16 protein-coding genes are annotated in these 17540 nt (G+C 36.6%); 11 read left to right on the top strand and 5 right to left on the bottom strand.

Features of this window, described 5'->3' with window-relative positions:
* Positions 1-71 precede the first annotated feature (71 nt).
* Both ACWPWK_RS02060 and copM read right to left on the bottom strand, forming a co-directional pair.
* The gene (locus ACWPWK_RS02060; RefSeq protein WP_109373580.1) at positions 72-983 is read right to left on the bottom strand and encodes an AraC family transcriptional regulator; all 912 of its coding nucleotides are present in this window, start codon (positions 981-983) and stop codon (positions 72-74) included.
* 167 nt (positions 984-1150) lie between these two features.
* A complete protein-coding gene (copM, locus tag ACWPWK_RS02055; RefSeq protein WP_109373579.1) occupies positions 1151-1522 on the bottom strand; it encodes a CopM family metallochaperone in 372 nt (123 codons plus the stop codon).
* Positions 1523-1811: 289 nt separating this feature from the next.
* Here copM and ACWPWK_RS02050 point away from each other — a divergent pair, with 289 nt between their 5' ends.
* From ACWPWK_RS02050 to ACWPWK_RS02030, 5 genes are all read left to right on the top strand, one after another.
* Positions 1812-2597: a class I SAM-dependent methyltransferase gene (locus tag ACWPWK_RS02050; RefSeq protein WP_244185064.1), complete on the top strand. Its 786-nt coding sequence runs from the start codon at positions 1812-1814 to the stop codon at positions 2595-2597.
* Positions 2598-2823: 226 nt separating this feature from the next.
* Positions 2824-3243 carry a hypothetical protein gene (locus ACWPWK_RS02045; RefSeq protein WP_109373578.1) on the top strand — a complete coding sequence of 140 codons (420 nt, stop codon included), beginning with the start codon at positions 2824-2826 and terminating at the stop codon, positions 3241-3243.
* 460 nt (positions 3244-3703) lie between these two features.
* Positions 3704-4933, top strand: coding sequence for a sugar transporter (locus ACWPWK_RS02040; protein WP_109373577.1), 1230 nt, complete (start codon positions 3704-3706; stop codon positions 4931-4933).
* Positions 4934-5067: 134 nt separating this feature from the next.
* Complete coding sequence (locus ACWPWK_RS02035) at positions 5068-5400, top strand: SMR family transporter (RefSeq protein ID WP_109373576.1); 333 nt, start codon at positions 5068-5070, stop codon at positions 5398-5400.
* A 33-nt stretch (positions 5401-5433) separates the two neighbouring features.
* Positions 5434-5742: a putative hemolysin gene (locus ACWPWK_RS02030; protein ID WP_109373575.1), complete on the top strand. Its 309-nt coding sequence runs from the start codon at positions 5434-5436 to the stop codon at positions 5740-5742.
* Positions 5743-5827: 85 nt separating this feature from the next.
* Here the strand turns inward: ACWPWK_RS02030 and dsbB are convergent, their stop codons facing one another.
* Positions 5828-6352, bottom strand: coding sequence for a disulfide bond formation protein DsbB (gene dsbB / locus ACWPWK_RS02025; RefSeq protein WP_109373574.1), 525 nt, complete (start codon positions 6350-6352; stop codon positions 5828-5830).
* A gap of 178 nt (positions 6353-6530) precedes the next feature.
* Entirely contained in the window at positions 6531-8075 is a 1545-nt protein-coding gene (nhaB, locus tag ACWPWK_RS02020; RefSeq protein WP_109373573.1) for a sodium/proton antiporter NhaB, read from the bottom strand.
* A gap of 233 nt (positions 8076-8308) precedes the next feature.
* Between nhaB and fadR the strand changes: the two genes are divergently transcribed.
* From fadR to ACWPWK_RS01990, 6 genes are all read left to right on the top strand, one after another.
* Positions 8309-9028: a fatty acid metabolism transcriptional regulator FadR gene (fadR, locus tag ACWPWK_RS02015; protein WP_109373572.1), complete on the top strand. Its 720-nt coding sequence runs from the start codon at positions 8309-8311 to the stop codon at positions 9026-9028.
* A gap of 474 nt (positions 9029-9502) precedes the next feature.
* On the top strand, positions 9503-10807 hold the full coding sequence (locus tag ACWPWK_RS02010; RefSeq protein ID WP_109373571.1) for a D-amino acid dehydrogenase: 1305 nt from the start codon (positions 9503-9505) through the stop codon (positions 10805-10807).
* Positions 10808-10820: 13 nt separating this feature from the next.
* Positions 10821-11933 carry an alanine racemase gene (gene alr / locus ACWPWK_RS02005; RefSeq protein WP_109373570.1) on the top strand — a complete coding sequence of 371 codons (1113 nt, stop codon included), beginning with the start codon at positions 10821-10823 and terminating at the stop codon, positions 11931-11933.
* Positions 11934-11982: 49 nt separating this feature from the next.
* Positions 11983-14286, top strand: coding sequence for a carbamoyltransferase HypF (gene hypF, locus ACWPWK_RS02000; RefSeq protein ID WP_109373569.1), 2304 nt, complete (start codon positions 11983-11985; stop codon positions 14284-14286).
* A gap of 108 nt (positions 14287-14394) precedes the next feature.
* The gene (locus ACWPWK_RS01995) at positions 14395-15147 is read left to right on the top strand and encodes a MipA/OmpV family protein (RefSeq protein WP_109373568.1); all 753 of its coding nucleotides are present in this window, start codon (positions 14395-14397) and stop codon (positions 15145-15147) included.
* Positions 15148-15284: 137 nt separating this feature from the next.
* A protein-coding gene (locus ACWPWK_RS01990; protein WP_454208151.1) for an IS3 family transposase occupies positions 15285-16495 on the top strand; the annotation gives its coding sequence in 2 pieces (ribosomal slippage) (positions 15285-15627 and positions 15627-16495; 1212 coding nt in all).
* 50 nt (positions 16496-16545) lie between these two features.
* Here ACWPWK_RS01990 and ACWPWK_RS01985 read toward each other — a convergent pair.
* Entirely contained in the window at positions 16546-17430 is an 885-nt protein-coding gene (locus tag ACWPWK_RS01985) for a D-hexose-6-phosphate mutarotase (protein ID WP_109372086.1), read from the bottom strand.
* Positions 17431-17540: the final 110 nt, after the last annotated feature.

Below are 17540 nucleotides of genomic sequence, written 5' to 3'. Positions count from 1 at the left end.
CCAAAAAACTAAAATGATGATTGTGAATAATATAAATTAGCTTAGAGAAAGAACAAGAGCGTTTATAATGGTTAAATATGATCCGTTTCTTTAAGCATCTTAATATCTGTTGCTGGTGGCGCTCCGAATAATCGACTATATTCACGGCTAAATTGAGAAGGGCTTTCATAACCAACTCGGAAAGTGGTTGTCGTTGCACCTAAATTTTCAGTTAACATTAACCGACGGGCTTCACTGAGTCGTAATTTTTTTTGGAATTGAAGCGGAGTCATTGATGTCATTGTTTTAAAATGAGTATAAAAAGCAGATTTGCTCATTCCAGAACATGAAGCCAATTCATTGATGTTTAATGATTTTATATAATTATTTTTTAACCAATCAATCGCTTTAGCTATTTGATGACTATGACTACCTGCTGTGACGATTTGATTCAATCGTTCACCTTGCTCTGTAATAAGTAGACGATAAAAAATCTCACGCTTTATACCTGGAGCAAGAATTTTAATACTATCAGACTCATCAAGAAGAGTGAGCAAGCGAATAAAGGCATTGACTAAAGGTTCTGATAATTTGCCAACAGCAATTCCTTTTTGAGCATTTAAATCTGAGTTAAATGTTAATTCACTATCAACGATGAGTTGCGATATTTCTTGCAGATCTAACTCCATAACTAGCCCTAAAAAAGGTTTCTCGTTGCTGGCTTTCATAATATTTGCCATAACTGGGAGTTCTATTGAAGAAATTAAAAAATGGTTGGCATCATAAATAAAGCTTTCTTCTCCTAAGATCACTCTCTTTTCACCTTGGGCAATTAAACATATTCCTGATTTGTGAGTATGGCTGGTAATTGGTGTAGGAGAAGTCCAGTGTGTCAGCGTTAATCCCGGAATTTGAGTTTCAAATTGATTAGTATCATGAGTCCATTTTTCAATCTGCATGGCTAGTTTTTGAGTTAATAACGCCATGTTTTCTAATTTATTCATATGGACTCCATACGGGATAAAGCGATTAATATTGTCGTCGTCGCAAAATTATAATGTATGAGATGAATATTAGAAAATTATTTGACTTATATTTAATAAGAAATCTGGAAAGTAAACATCAAAAATGAGATAGGCTGTGCCTAATAAATCACAGCCTTATGAATATATTATTTATTGGTTTTATTTTTTTCTAACCATTTTTGCATTTGTTCTATTTCAGGGCCTTGCGCATCAATAATAGCCTGAGCTAGTTTACGCATTTCAGGATCAGTACCGTATTTCAACTCAATCTTAGCCATATCAATAGCGCCTAAATGGTGGGCAATCATGCCATCAGCAAAAGCGACATCTGCATTATCGGTATTCATCCCTTTTGCCATATCGGCATGCATCTTATTCATGGAATCATTGAGTTCTTTTTGCATTGGTGAACTGTTATGAGGTGTATCCATATTCATGTTCATGTGTGTATTGTTTGCCATTGCACCAAAAGAGATAGCACTCATTAAAATAACAGCAGTAGGTAAAATCTTTTTCATAACAGTTTCCTTTAATTTATCGTGAAATTGTTATCACTCTAAAGATTCCCCCTAGGGGAAGGTCAATGTTGTTATTCAAAGTTTAATGTTCTTTACTTTTAATGACGTAATTACAAAAATAACCTTTTTAACTCATTTTATTTCAATTGGTTATATGCCTAAATTCAATTTTATATCTCTTTATACACTCGGAATTTCTTTATAAAAAATAGAAAAGTAATGATAACTATTCCCATTAAATGTATTTTATTATAAAGTTGTATTATTGATGCAACTTTAAGGTGGTTATATGGATAATCAAACTACAACACAGTCTATGTCTCAAGAGCACTCAAAAGCAGGGCATACCTTTTTAGCAAGCTTAGGGAAAACACGGTTAAGACCCGGCGGTGTAGAGGCATCTGATTGGTTGATTAATAACGCACATTTTACATCATCAAGCCATGTTCTTGAGATTGCTTGTAATATGGCGACAACTTCAATTGAAATTGCTAAGAAATATGGTTGCCATATTATTGCTGTCGATATGGATGATAATGCTTTAGCTCATGCACAGAATAATGTTGATAAAGCACAATTATCACATTTGATTCAATTAACCAAAGCCAATGCGTTATCTTTGCCTTTCGCTGATAATACGTTTGATATTGTTATAAATGAAGCAATGTTGACAATGTATGCAGATAAAGCCAAAACAAAGCTAGTAAAAGAGTATTACCGTGTTTTAAAACCCGGTGGTTTATTATTAACTCATGATATTATGAAGAAAAATGATGATGTTAATAGAGATAAGCTAATCGGTGTAGTGAAATCAAATGTAGCACCAATGTTTAAGCAAGAGTGGCATGACTTATTTATTAATATTGGTTTCTCAGAAGTAAAAATAAAATCTGGCAATATGAGTTTAATGTCACCTATTGGTTTAATTCGTGATGAAGGTTTATTTAGAACAGCGAAGATAATTAAAAATGGATTGGCAAATAAGCAAAATAGACCACGCTTCTTATCAATGTTTCGTTTTTTTAGAGAAAATCGGCATATTTTAAATTATATTGCGTGTTGCTCTAAAAAATAATTCTATCAAGAAAAGCTTATATATCATTTAATGGCACCTAAGTAAAACTAGGTGCTTATTTTTCTACTAATAAGAATAAATAGAACTGTATACCTCCGTAATAAAATGTAAAAAATAAAAAGAATCGTAATCCAGATTGAACCTGATTTATTTTAACTATATATATTAAAAATAAGCATTAAAAAATAAATATTAAAACAGATATGATTGATATGTGGAGTTTAATATGAAGCAGATACTTATTATTGCAGGAGGAATATTATCGCTGACTATTATGTTGGCTATTCTTGTCGCTATTCTCATTGTATCTGTCATTAAAGAAAATACCGCGGAATTTTGGAGTGAAAGCCGTGAATTGATTGAAAATTCGTCATCAACAGTACGTAAAACGCTTTCTACAGTAGAAGCAAAACGCGATACGCTTATGGCTATTTATCAATCTAAAGATAATAATGGAAGTTGTCAGCAGCTAGCTGAAAAACTAAATGATGTTGAAAAAGCACTTTCTAATGGAAATTTAACGCTATCACGACCAGCAAAAGAACAAATTTCAACTATCAAAAATGCTTTTGATGGTTCGACATCACCAACGAAAAATATTGCTTGTGAGCAAGCAATTCAAGTTATTACTGACTTGAGTCAGTAATCTTAATATCCTTTCTATTTTTATTTATCTTTTATCCAACAGTAAGATTATTTTCGGTTATTAAATTAGTATCTCTTAACTTAATTCAATGAATATGCGATATATTTTTCTTGAAAAGAGTATATTTTTACTCTTTACCATAAAGTAGCAATAGGGCATTTATATCTACAATCTTACTATTAAAAGATTATGTTAACGTTAAAAAGAAGTTGCCAAGGGGATTTAAAATCGCGATACGAATATGCTAAAATTGATAGCTGATTCGCTTTAGCAGTGAGATTTGGTGATAATTTGGTTTATTTTTTGTTTCTAACGAAATGTGTTTTTATTTTTAATACTATTTTTTATTTTCAATCTAATAAATCAATTTTGGCGCAAGTAAGAAAAGCAAATCAGACAAAAGCTTCTATCAAAAGCATGGCATATATTTCAATATAATTTAAGAAAATATCAATCAATTATGAATATCGCAGCATCAAACGTAAATGAAGTTAGCCGACAAACAGCGTGGATCAGGGTAATAATATTATCATTCGCGGCTTTCGTTTTTAATACAACAGAATTTGTTCCTGTTGCACTCTTAAGTGATATTTCTGAAAGCTTTGGTATGATCCCAGCTCAAACAGGTTTAATGATCACGATATATGCTTGGGTTGTTGCTTTAATGTCTCTGCCTTTAATGATAATGACAAGTAAAGTTGAGCGACGTAAGTTACTTATTATTTTATTTATACTCTTTATTTTAAGTCATATTTTATCTGGTGTGGCATGGGATTTTAAATCACTGATTGCAGGGCGTATTGGTGTCGCTTTTTCTCATGCAGTATTTTGGTCTATTACTGCATCACTAGCTATTAGAGTAGCACCTGCTGGTAAACGCGCTCAGGCATTAGGTTTATTAGCAACAGGAACAGCACTTGCAACAGTATTAGGTTTACCTATTGGTCGTGTTGTTGGACAGTGGTTAGGATGGCGTGCAACATTTATGGGCATTGGGATATTAGCCTTAATTACTATGTTTGCATTAATGCGCTATTTACCTTTATTACCAAGTGAGCATTCAGGATCACTAAAAAGTGTTCCTATGTTATTAAAGCGCGGCCCACTCATGGGGATCTTTCTATTAACAGTTATTGCCGTAACGGCGCATTTTACAGCGTATAGTTATATCGAGCCTTTTGTGGTTGATATTGCAAATCTGGATCAGAATTTTGCTACGTTGGTGTTATTGGTTTTTGGTGGAGCCGGTATCATTGGTAGCGTGTTATTTAGTCGTTATAGCACCAAAATGCCAACATCATTCTTATTTTCAGCCTTAATATTGCTTACTGTTTGTTTAAGCTTATTAATGATCAGTAGCCAGAATCTAACCGCATTTATTGTGCTGATTATATTTTGGGGTATTGGATTTATGTGTATTGGGCTAGGAATGCAGGTGAAAGTGATTGATTTAGCACCTGATGCAACAGATATCGCTATGTCTATTTATTCTGGTATTTTTAATATCGGTATTGGTGCTGGAGCATTGATTGGTAATCAGGTTATTTTACATGCTGGTATGACAAACATTGGCTATGCAGGAACAATATTAAGTATTATTGCAGCGGTTTGGTGTGGTTTTATCTTTAATCGTTATCGTGTTGCTATGGGCGGGGAACCCCGCCAAAAGAATCAACTTCATCAACACTAAATAAGTATTTCTACGATATAAAGGCACTTATTCAATAGGAAGAGTGCCTTTTTTATTTGTTGTAGATGAATATCCGTAATCTCGCTTGTGATAGAATTCACAAAATTGACTTTGTATAGGATTAAGGCGAAAAAATGAATGGATTAACTTACTTAATGTTGGCAATTATATCTGAAGTCATTGCGACAACAATGCTGAAAGCTTCTGATGGTTTTAGCCGATTATATCCATCTATTGTAGTCGTCATTGGTTACTGTCTTTCTTTTTGGGCACTTTCTCAAGTGGTAAAAGTTATGCCATTAGGTATTGCTTATGCAATATGGAGTGGATTAGGGATAGTTTTAGTCTCTGTTGCAGCAGTATTTCTTTATCAACAAAAACTCGATTTACCTGCCATTGTTGGTATGACTTTAATTATTGCTGGTGTTTTAGTTATAAATCTACTTTCAAAAAGTGCTTCACACTAATAGGAATAACTGGAATAAATTAGGGTGTCTTTGATGCAAAAGAAATTTAAAACAGCTTGTTATCTTATTATGTTGACTGGCTTTGCTTTTATTGCAGGATGCAGTAATTCAGCGCAGACACAATATTCACCTACACAAATGGTTAGTAAAAGTCGAACGATACCGACAACCAGCCTTGATATTCCCTTAGAAGAATCAGCCAAGGCAACCTGTGTCTTTTCAGGTGGTGTGCCTTCTTTAAACTATGAATTGCATGGTGGTCAGACGCCAGTGTGTCAATTTGCTAATGGTAAGCGTTGTAGTGAACAAGCTTTAATTGAAGGGGCTTGCATTCCAGGTTAAAGCTTATTTGGGGTTGAATGCTGAATCACCATTTATCTATTATAAAAATAGCCTTTAGTTTATTACTAAAGGCTATTTTCTTTTTTTATTCTTTTGTCTTAAAAGAACTTGTTATTTGGCTCATTAATACTAATAAACCTACAACAAAATAAGCAGAGAAAATAATAAGCATCCATTGTGGCATTTCTAAAGTTAAGAATTGCCATTGGCTGACAGAGCAATCACCGGTTGCTTGGAATACAGAAGGGAACCAATCTTGCAGGGCAAACCAAGAAGGTAAAGTGACAAAGAAATCACAGGTTGCAAAAGGTGATGGATTCAGAATAAGTTGTGTATGTTCCCAAGCTAGTTCAATTCCTCGGTATGCAGAATAAATCCATAAGAAACTACCTGCCATACGCATAAGAGCCATTTTAGGTGCAGATGCCCCAATCAATGCAGCAACTAAGATCCCTAACACCGCGATACGTTGATAGACGCACATTACGCAAGGCATTAATTCCATTCCGTACTGAAAATACAATGCAGCACCTTCAAGACCTATTGCTGTTAATGCGAGCAACAGCCATGAAAAACGGCTTTGTGACCAGTGACGAAGAGAAGTCAGCATAATAATATCCATTTAAATATTAAATAAAATAAGTGCCTATTCTGCCCAAAAATCAAGCGCAAAAAAAGTTAAAACCTGTTATTTCACAAATATTTACATTCAAGCTTATTTTGATGAAAAAAATAGGACTTTTATCAAATAAAAGTCCTATTTATGTGGTGTAACTGTGGATCTATTGTTATGGAATAGCAACTAAACCAATTTCATAAAACCAGTGTGTTGCAGGAACAAGCCAAAATTCAACAGCCAGTAAACCAAGCAATGTCATTACAATTGTATATGGCAGTGCCATTATCACCATACGGCCATATGATAAACGGATAAGTGGTGATAACGCTGATGTTAATAAGAACAGGAATGCGGCTTGACCATTTGGCGTCGCAACAGAAGGTAAGTTTGTACCTGTATTAATAGCAACACCAATATGCTCATATTGTGATTGGCTAATTAATCCATTTTGCAATGCTGTTAAAGCTTCACTGATATAAACCGTACCCACAAACACGTTATCTGAAATAGCAGATAGTAGACCATTAAAGAGGTAAAAAAGAGACAGTTGCGAGGATTCTGAAGCTTGAAGAACAAACTGAATAATAGGGCCAAATAATTGTTGATCAATAATAACAGCAACAATAGAGAAGAAAACAGTCAATAACGCAGTAAAAGGTAAGGCTTCTTCAAATGCTTTACCAAGAGCGTGTTCTTCTGTGATCCCACAAAATGCAGTGGCAAGAATAATAACAGATAAACCGATAATACCGACTTCTGCTAAATGGAGCGCTAAAGCAACAATCAACCAAATACCAATTAATGCTTGGATCATCAGTTGTGCTTTTTCTTGAGAAGTGCGTTTTTCACTGTTTTTCTTGTCGTATTCAGTGAGAACTTTACGAACTAAATCAGGTAATTCAGCACCATAACCAAAGAGCTTAAAGCGTTCTACAAGGTAGCACACTGCAAGGCCAGCAAAGAAAACAGGAATAGTGACAGGTGACATTCTGATAAAGAAGGTCACAAAATCCCACTCTAAATGTTTTGCAATAATAAGGTTTTGTGGTTCACCAACCATGGTCATTACGCCACCTAATGCAGTACCAACACCCGCATGCATCATTAAGCTACGTAAAAAAGCACGGAATTGTTCTAAAGTTTGTTTTTTTTCTGCGGTATCAATAAATCCATCATTATTTAATTCTGCACCTGATTGGTTAGAAGCGAAATTATGATAAATAGAATAGAAACCGAGAGAGACACTGATTACAACCGCGATAACGGTTAAAGCATCTAAAAAGGCAGATAAAAATGCACTTGCGAAGCAAAAGGCAATAGACAACATTCGTTTAGAGCGAATGGATAACAGCAGTTTAGTAAAAGCAAACAGTAATAATTGCTTCATAAAATAGATACCCGCAACCATAAAGACAAGAAGCAAAATCACTTCAAGGTTGTTGGCAATTTCATGACCAATCTGTTTGGGGCTAGTCATACCAATGATGACGGCCTCAATAGCAAGTAATCCTCCGGGTTGTAACGGGTAACACTTTAGCGCCATAGCCAGTGTAAAAATAAATTCTACAACTAATAGCCAACCAGCGACAAAAGGGTCAACAAAGAAAAAAATCAGTGGGTTGATAATTAAAAAAGTAAGAATAGCAAGCTTATACCAATCTGGGGAATTCCCCATAAAGTTCTTTAGTAGTGCTTGTCTTATACTCATATCCATTAGGTTTCTCATCCTCCAAATAGAGATTTTAAGCGCAATGATGCGCAATTTAACCATAGTACGCGCTAATCGCTGTGAAATTAAGCGCCTCAGTAATAATAAATTGATAAAGCTACATCAAGTTTTATGATGCCATTCACTAATTAATGATGGTTGAGCTATATCAAAATTACGCATTCTGATATTATCTTTTCCATTATTAGCAGAAAAATCGCTTCGGAAGAAATAAAAATATGGTTATTAAGGCTCAAAGCCCCGCAGGTTTTGCGGAAGAGTATATTGTTGAAAGCATCTGGAATAATCGTTTTCCTCCTGGATCTATTCTTCCAGCGGAACGTGAGCTCTCTGAATTAATCGGTGTTACAAGAACCACATTAAGAGAAGTGTTACAACGCCTTGCTCGTGATGGTTGGTTAACAATTCAACACGGAAAGCCAACGAAGGTAAACAATTTCTGGGAAACATCAGGCCTTAATATCCTTGAAACAGTCGCTCGTCTCGATCATGATCGAGTACCACAGTTAATAGATAACTTATTGGCCGTCAGAACCAATATCTCAGCTATTTTTATACGTACAGCATTTAGAAATAGCCCTGAAAAATGCATTGAAATTTTAAACCATGAGCTTACTACTGAAAATAGCGCTGATGAGTTTAGTGAACTGGATTACAACATTTTCCGTGGATTGGCATTTGCATCAGGTAACCCAATTTATGGTCTTATCTTAAACGGCTTAAAAGGGCTTTATACGCGTGTAGGTCGTTATTATTTCTCAAATATTCAAGCGAAAGAACTGGCATTAGCATTCTATAAAAAACTGGCTGCATTATGTGAGCAAAAAGATGTCGAGCATGTCATGGAATGTGTCCGTCAATATGGTAAAGATAGTGGTGTTATCTGGCAAAGTTTACAGTCACCATTACCAAGTGACCTAGAAGAAGTAAAACGCTAATTACGTTTGCTGCTTTATCACAATAGAAAAACCAGTATGCATGTAATTTGTGATACTGGTTTTTTTATGCTTTTTAAAAAGCCCAATGTGTCATTTTTTAGGCAATGCTTTAAATAGGTTATTTTTAGTAAAAAGAGTAACCAAAGCGAGTTAATTTAGGCATTATCATCTTAAAATAATCTAATTTTTAGATTTTAATAAAGCTCCGATTTTCTTTTCCTACACCTTAAACTCTCTTCAATTTAAAATGATTTACTAATCAATATTTTTATAATTTACAGTAAAAATAATATGTCATTGATTTTACTGGTTAATTAAATGGTTTTTTTGAAAATTATCTGTCGAATAACAATCAAATGTGACTTAACTCTAAAATCTATCTTTTTATTGGCTTAGATGATTATTCTATATTGGCTTTTTGTGTATGGAATATTATTCTTATGTTATATCAATGTAAATTATTGGAGTCTTGCCATGAAAGTGATCATCTTAGGTGGCGGCGTTATTGGTGTAACGAGTGCGTGGTATCTTGTGCAACAAGGCCATGAAGTCATTGTTGTTGATAGACAAAATAGTGCAGCTGAAGAGACGAGTGCAGGTAATGCAGGCCAAATATCTCCAGGATATGCAACGCCTTGGGGCGCGCCAGGTATTCCATTAAAAGCAGTTAAATGGATGTTTCAAAAGCACGCACCATTAGCGATTAAACCCGATGGCTCACTTTTCCAATTACGTTGGATGTGGCAAATGTTACGTAATTGTGATGCGTCACATTACACTATGAATAAAAGCCGCATGGTGCGTATTGCCGAATATAGCCGTGATTGCATTCGTCAGTTACGCCAAGACACTGGCATTGAATATGAAGGTCGCCAAGGCGGCACTCTGCAACTTTTCCGTGATCAAAAGCAATTTGATAATGCAGCCAATGATATTGCTGTATTAAAGCAAGAAGGCGTTGCTTATGAATTGTTAACTGCGGATCAACTAAAATTAGCCGAACCTGCACTTGAGCATGTTAGTCACAAATTGACAGGTGGTTTACGTTTACCAAATGATGAAACGGGTGATTGCCAAACTTTCACGAAAAGACTCGCTAAAATGGCAGAAGATGCAGGTGTTACGTTCTTGTTTAACAAAGAAATCAAACATTTGTTATTTGATGGTGATAAAGTAGCGGGCGTTCAATGTCATGATGGATTATTAACAGCCGATCACTATGTTGTTGCCATGGGCTCTTATTCAACAGAGTTTTTGAAAAATAAAGTCGCCATTCCAGTTTACCCTCTTAAAGGTTATTCACTTACGATGCCGATTATTGATGCTTCAAGAGCACCAACATCCACTATTTTAGATGAAACTTATAAAATCGCGGTAACTCGTTTTGATGAGCGAATTCGTGTTGGCGGAATGGCAGAAGTCGTTGGTTTTAATCTGGATATTTTAAAATCGCGCTGTGAAACATTAAAAATGGTTGTACAAGATCTCTATCAAGGAGGTGGTGATATTGAGAAAGCCACTTTTTGGACAGGTTTAAGACCTATGACACCTGATGGTACACCAATTGTAGGACCTACGGCTTATCGCAATTTATCATTAAATACAGGGCACGGCACATTAGGTTGGACAATGGCATGTGGCTCTGGACAATTATTGGCTGATTTAATTTCAGGGAATAAACCTGCTATTGCCGCGGATGATTTATCTGTGTTTCGGTATATCGATGGCTTTAATACTAAATTGCTCTTACCAGGGCAAAAACTTGATGCGGCTTATTAATTGAGGAAAAAACATGTCCAGACCCACAAAAGTAACCATTAACCTCGATGCATTAAGCCATAATCTATCTGTTATTAAAGAAAGAGTTAAGGGCAGCAAAGTGTGGTCTGTTGTAAAAGCAGATGCTTATGGACATGGATTATCCTGTGTTTGGCCAGCATTAAGTCATACTGACGGTTTTGCATTAATTGAGTTAGACAAAGCTATCATGTTAAGAGAGCAAGGATGGGTTGGCCCCATCCTTTTACTCGAAGGTTTTTTTAAACCAGAAGATGTCTATTTACTCGAGCGCTACTCACTTACCACCGCAGTGCATTCAGATTGGCAATTTGATGCCATAGAAAAAGCACAATTAGAAAGACCTATCAATATTTATCTTAAGCTTAATAGTGGAATGAATCGTTTAGGTTATCGTCCTGATGCTTATCAACAAGCGATTGATCGTGCGAAAAGTATCAAAAATATTGGTTCAATTATCCAAATGTCGCATTTTGCTAATGCAGATACTGGATTGAACATGAATGCACAAAAGGCCGCCATTAATCAGGCAATGGTAAATGAATTACCTCGGTGTTTGGCAAATTCAGCTGCAACGTTATTTGATCCTGAAACTTATCAAGATTGGGTACGCCCAGGTATTATTTTATATGGTGTTTCGCCTTCGGGTGTTTGGCAAGATATTGCTAATTTCGATTTACAACCCGTAATGACATTTAATAGTGAAATATTAGCCATTCAACAAGTCAAAAAAGGTGAGCAGATAGGTTATGGTAGCCGATATACCGCTGAGCGTGATATGCGTATCGGTGTTGTTGCCTGTGGTTATGCTGATGGTTATCCAAGACACGCACCAGACGGTACACCTGTTATTGTTAATGGACATAAAACACAATTGGTAGGACGCATCTCTATGGATATGCTAACCATTGATGTTACGGATTTTCCTGATGTCAATTACGGTAGTCCAGTTGAATTATGGGGGAAAGAACTTCCTGTTGATGATGTTGCAATGGCATGTGGCACTATTGGTTACGAATTACTGTGTGCAATAGCACCAAGAGTGACTGTTGAAGTGATGATAAATTTACCTAATTCCACTTTTTCTGATCTAAATGAAAGTTGTTGATAATCACTAAACTAGAATAAGATTAAATTTATTTTGATTTGGTGATCCTATGAGTAACGGCATTGCATTGCGTGTGAAAGGAAAGGTTCAAGGCGTTGGATTTCGCCCATTTGTTTGGCAATTAGCTCATCGTTTTGGTTTATTAGGGCAAGTGAGCAATGATAGTTTGGGGGTATTGGTACATTTAACACCTTCACCTAAAAATGCACTCTTTATAGAGGCATTAAAAGCAGAATGCCCACCATTAGCACGTATTGAACGTATAGAAGAATCACCTTATCAATGGGAACAGCTACCTACTGATTTTATTATTGTAAAAAGTGGTGGTGGCGAAATGGATACACAAGTTGTTCCTGATGCAACAACTTGCCAAGCTTGCATTGATGAATTGTTTGATCCACAAAATCGTCGTTATCATTATCCTTTTATTAACTGCACACATTGTGGCCCTCGTTTTACTATTATAAAAAAAATGCCTTATGACAGGCCTTTTACTTCTATGTCTGAATTTCCATTCTGCCCTGAATGTAAACATGAATATGAAGATCCCGCAGATAGACGGTTTCATGCTCAGCCTAATGCATGCCCTGTATGTGGGCCCCATATCTGGCTTGCAGATAATCAGGGTAAAGAGTTAGCAACGAAAGAGCTTGCATTAACCCAAGCTTGTGAAGCATTACTTGCTGGAAAAATTGTTGCAGTTAAAGGTATTGGTGGTTTTCATTTAGTGTGTGATGCACGTAATAATGAGAGCGTTGCATTATTACGCGAACGCAAGTACCGACCCGCAAAGCCATTAGCTGTGATGATCACAGGAATTGATCAAATTAAAGCAGATAAGCAAGATCTCGATTTTCTTCCAACAGCTATCCAAACATTGCAAAGCACCGCAGCCCCAATTGTATTAGTCCCTAAAACCGTTACATCTAAACTTGCAGAGCTTATTGCGCCAGGATTAACTGAAATCGGTGTTATGTTGCCAGCCAATCCACTGCAACATCTATTAGCGCGTGGTACGAACATTCCTCTTGTTATGACATCAGGAAATGCATCAGGCCATACACCAGCATTAAGTAATGAAGATGCCTTAATGCAATTGAAAGATATTGCAGATTTATTCTTAATGCATAATAGAGAAATTATACAAAGGGCGGATGATTCATTAGTTCGTATTGAGGGTAAACAGAGCGTCATGATCCGACGTTCTCGCGGATATGTACCTGATGCGATTTCATTACCTGAAGATTTTGAGGCGCAACCGTCAGTGCTTGCAATGGGGGGCGATCTCAAAAATGTATTTTGCTTATTACGTCAGCATCAAGCCATTATGGGGCCTCATTTAGGGGATCTTGATGATTTAAGCGTGCGACAACAGTTGGTAAAATCGTTGGCTCTCTTCCAACAAATTTATCGCTTCACCCCTAAAGCAATTGCAATAGATGCGCATCCTAACTACATCAGTCATCAGTTGGGTAAGCAGTTTGCTCAAGAGCAAAATATTCCTGTTATTGAAGTCTCACATCATCATGCACATATTGTATCTTGTCTTGCTGAATATGGTCATACACATCAACAAGGTGCTGTTATTGGTATTGCTCTTGATGGATTAGGTTTTGGACAAGACGGGACTTTATGGGGTGGAGAATGTTTGCTGGTGGATTATCAGAAATCAGAACGGATTGGTGGGCTTCCTGCGGTTGCTATGCCCGGAGGAAATCTTGCCTCTGTTCAACCTTGGCGAAACTGGTTCGCACATTTAGCTACTTTTTCTAAAGATTGGCAAGGTAGTGTTATCGCCAAAATGATACCTAGTAATGATTTGCAAATATTAAGTAAGGCAGTAGAACGTGGTTTAAATTCGCCTAAAGCCTCTTCTTGTGGTCGGTTTTTTGATGCAGTTTCAGCATCATTAGGATTAGCGCCTAAAGAAATAAGTTGGGAAGGTGAAGCTGCATGTTACTTACAAACGGCGGCATTACAGTGTCATCAAGACAAACAAGCAGAAATTATTAAGCAATATGGGCATTTGATGCCTGTAAAAAACAACTTGCTTGATCTATCTGTTTTTTGGATGCAATGGGAAGATGTTGATCTTAATGTCAGTGAAAAAGCGTGGTTATTTCATTATTTATTAGCTGAAAGTTTAAGCGAAATTGCATTGCAATGTGCGGATGAACATCAGATTGATACCATTGTACTTACGGGTGGTGTGTTAAATAACATGCTACTCAAACACCTGTTTAAGAAAAAATTAAACAATAAAAAAGTATTAACACCTATGATGTTACCTGCTGGTGATGGCGGTATTGCATTAGGGCAAGCATTGATTGCTACACATTTAATGCAAAAATAAAATAATTATAGGTAAAATAATGCCAGTTTTAGTTAGTTGTGACTGAAATAGGTTTTTGGTTGCTACTTTATTAATGATTAATGATTAATGACAATATGGAAAATCATCGTGAGTAATAAGAAGATTATCGTTTCTTTGGCCGTTATTGCAGGATTAAGCATGCCAGCAGCATTTGCTGGAGAATGGTCAATTGGTGGTTCAGTTTTAGCACAAGTCACTCCTTATAAAGGGGCTAAATCAAAAGATTATTTATTACCAGTACCGCAAGTTAATTACCAATCAGAGAATTTCTATTTCGCAACGTTAGCGGCGGGATATTACCTATGGAATACACCGAAAGATCAACTTTCTGTTGATTTACACTACTATCCTCAAGCCTTTAAACCAAGCGATAGTGACGATGAGCAAATGAAAAAACTGAATCGTCGCCGTGACACTATGATGGGTGGCTTTACTTATAAACACCACGAATCATGGGGTAGCTTAAGAGCGATCGTTTCTGCTGATATGCTAGGTAAAAGTAACGGTATTATTGCTGACGCTGCTTATTTATATCCTTTCGAATTTGGTAACTGGTCTTTACAACCAGGTGCGGGTGTTGTTTGGGAAAACAAAAAGCAAAACCGTTACGCTTATGGTATTACTCACGCAGAATCTCAACGTAGTGGTTTAGCAGAATATACGCCAAATGATAGTTGGAGACCGTATGTAGAGCTATCGGCGAACTATAAGTTTGCTGAAAACTGGAATTTCTTTGCGATGGGACGTGTTGACCATTTGCCAAGTGAAGTGAAAGACAGCCCAATGGTGAATAAATCTGTTACAGCGATTGTGTGGACAGGTGTGACTTACGCATTCTAATTAGCGAAAATCTAACTAGAATTTAGTAAGATTAGCCATAATAAAAAAGCTTCGATTCAAATTCGAAGCTTTTTTTATTATGGCTGACCCGTCCTGAATAAGGTTGACACTTTTCCAATCTGAAATTGGAGAGTGTAATGAAACCAATCACTAAACGAACTCAACGCGATTATTCTCTCGCTTTTAAATTACAGCTTGTTGACCAAGTTGAAAAAGGCGAAATAACCTATAAACAAGCCCAAGATCGCTATGGTATACAAGGATGCTCTACTGTTTTAGTTTGGCTTCGTAAGCATGGTAGGTTAGATTGGTCAAACGGTACCCCTGATACTTTTTATAGAGGTTCAGCTATGACCCAATCTTCTGAACAACAAACGCCGGAACAACGCATTAAGATCCTTGAAAAGGAACTTGAAGAGGCTCGGCTTAAATCCGATTTCTTCGAAGCAGTGGTTAAAGTCATGGATAGAGACTTTGGAGTTCGTTTGTCAAAAAAGCGCAAAGCCGAGTTATTAAAGAAAAAACGGTTAAAAACCTCACCGTAACAATTGCTTGCCGTTTTATGCAGATCAGCCGACAGGCTTATTACAAGAGACTGGATAGAACTGAGGAACGAAAGAAAGCCGATTCGGCCATCATTGATGTTGTTAAATCTGAACGAGTCTTACAACCTCGACTGGGTGGGCGTAAATTACATTTTATTTTAAAGCAAAAACAGATGGTTATTGGTCGTGATCGGCTATTTTCTTTATTGAAGGAACATCAGTTACTGGTGCCTAATAAACGGGCTTATCATCGAACAACCTTAAGCCATCATCGTTTTTATCGGCATCCAAATTTAATTAAGTCAGGGTTTATCCCCACACAACCAGAACAGCTTTGGGTAGCAGATATTACCTATTTATCGACGTATGAAGGTGATACTTATTTAAGTTTAATTACGGATGCGTATTCACGAAAAATCGTGGGATATCATTTAGATAACAATATGAAAACAAGTTCAGTGAAGAAATCGTTGGTTCAGGCGTTAAAAAAACGGACTTCGACAACTTCGTTAATCCATCATTCAGATCGAGGGATACAGTATTGTTCTTCGGAATATCAGGAGATACATAAAGAGCATAATATTCAATGTTCTATGACTGATGGGTATGATTGTTATCAAAATGCCTTAGCAGAACGAATTAATGGAATATTAAAAATGGAGTATCTACTGATAAAACCGAGTAATCTGGAACAAGCAAGAAAATTAGTAGAAGAATCAATCCAACTCTATAATGAAAAACGGCCACACTTATCGTTAAACTATAAAACGCCCGATGAAGTACATCGAGCGTTTTATGCCTGAAAAGTTGTCAACCTATATCAGGACTAGTCAGGCAAGATATCAGTAATACTTTATTTTTCGGCAATATTTTTACGAACACGAACTACCAGAGATAAGCGACCAGGATGAACGTTATCTGGTTTTAATGGTTGGTGGATACGAGCGGTTTCTACGCAAGCCATTTTACGATAGCCACCTGTGCTCATATCTTTCATTGAACTTGCGAGTTCTGCACCAGGGTTCCAACATACCACATCACTATGATGGTAATGATGAACCTCAATTGTGCGATCCCAACCATCATCATGAATAAGATTAAAATCGTCAGGCTCTGTATAAAGCCTGTCAGTGCGTCCATTGAAGCGTAATGAGGTTTCCTCAGTGTAAACCTCTTTATCTGCTACGGTGTCAATGTAGTGGCCTCCTAAGCCAGTTACAGAGACATTATCAATGTCACTCACATTAAAATAAGAGTGAAGGGCGGCTGTCGCTTCATAATCACCGTAAGATTCTAATTCAACCTCACAGGTTGCGCCTAATTTAAAGCGAGCAATAACCGTAAACTCATGAGGCCAATATTTTTGCGTCTGCTGGCTCTCTTTTAGTGTCATGGTAATGAGTACGCCATCCTCTTGCTCTGTGTGAGCACTAAATTCCCAAGGAAGAATTCGTGCAAATCCATGGCTTGGTGTACCCGCTGAAGCAAACCAAGGCCAGCAAATAGGAATACCACCACGAATCGCAACACCGGAAGTGAAGAGAGAAGCTTCGCTTACCCAAAATACAGGATGCTCTTGTGCGGGTTGCCAAGCAATTAAATGTGCGCCTTGAAGACTGATAGCTGCGCGTACTTTAGGATGTGAAATAACAAGGATAGGAAGTTCGCCTAATTGCCGACGACTTAAGTAAGGTGATATTTGTTCAATAATCGGCAAAGAAAAAATTTTCTCATTCATTATTTTATGACCTTATGTCACTGACTATTTCAATACAATAAACTGACTGACTATTTCAATACAATAAACTGACTGGCTAGAAAATAAAAGAGCCACCGAAAAGGTGGCTC

The sequence above is a fragment of the Proteus sp. Marseille-Q3619 genome, from assembly GCF_965283115.1.
This window is presented reverse-complemented; position numbering and strand designations above follow the sequence as displayed.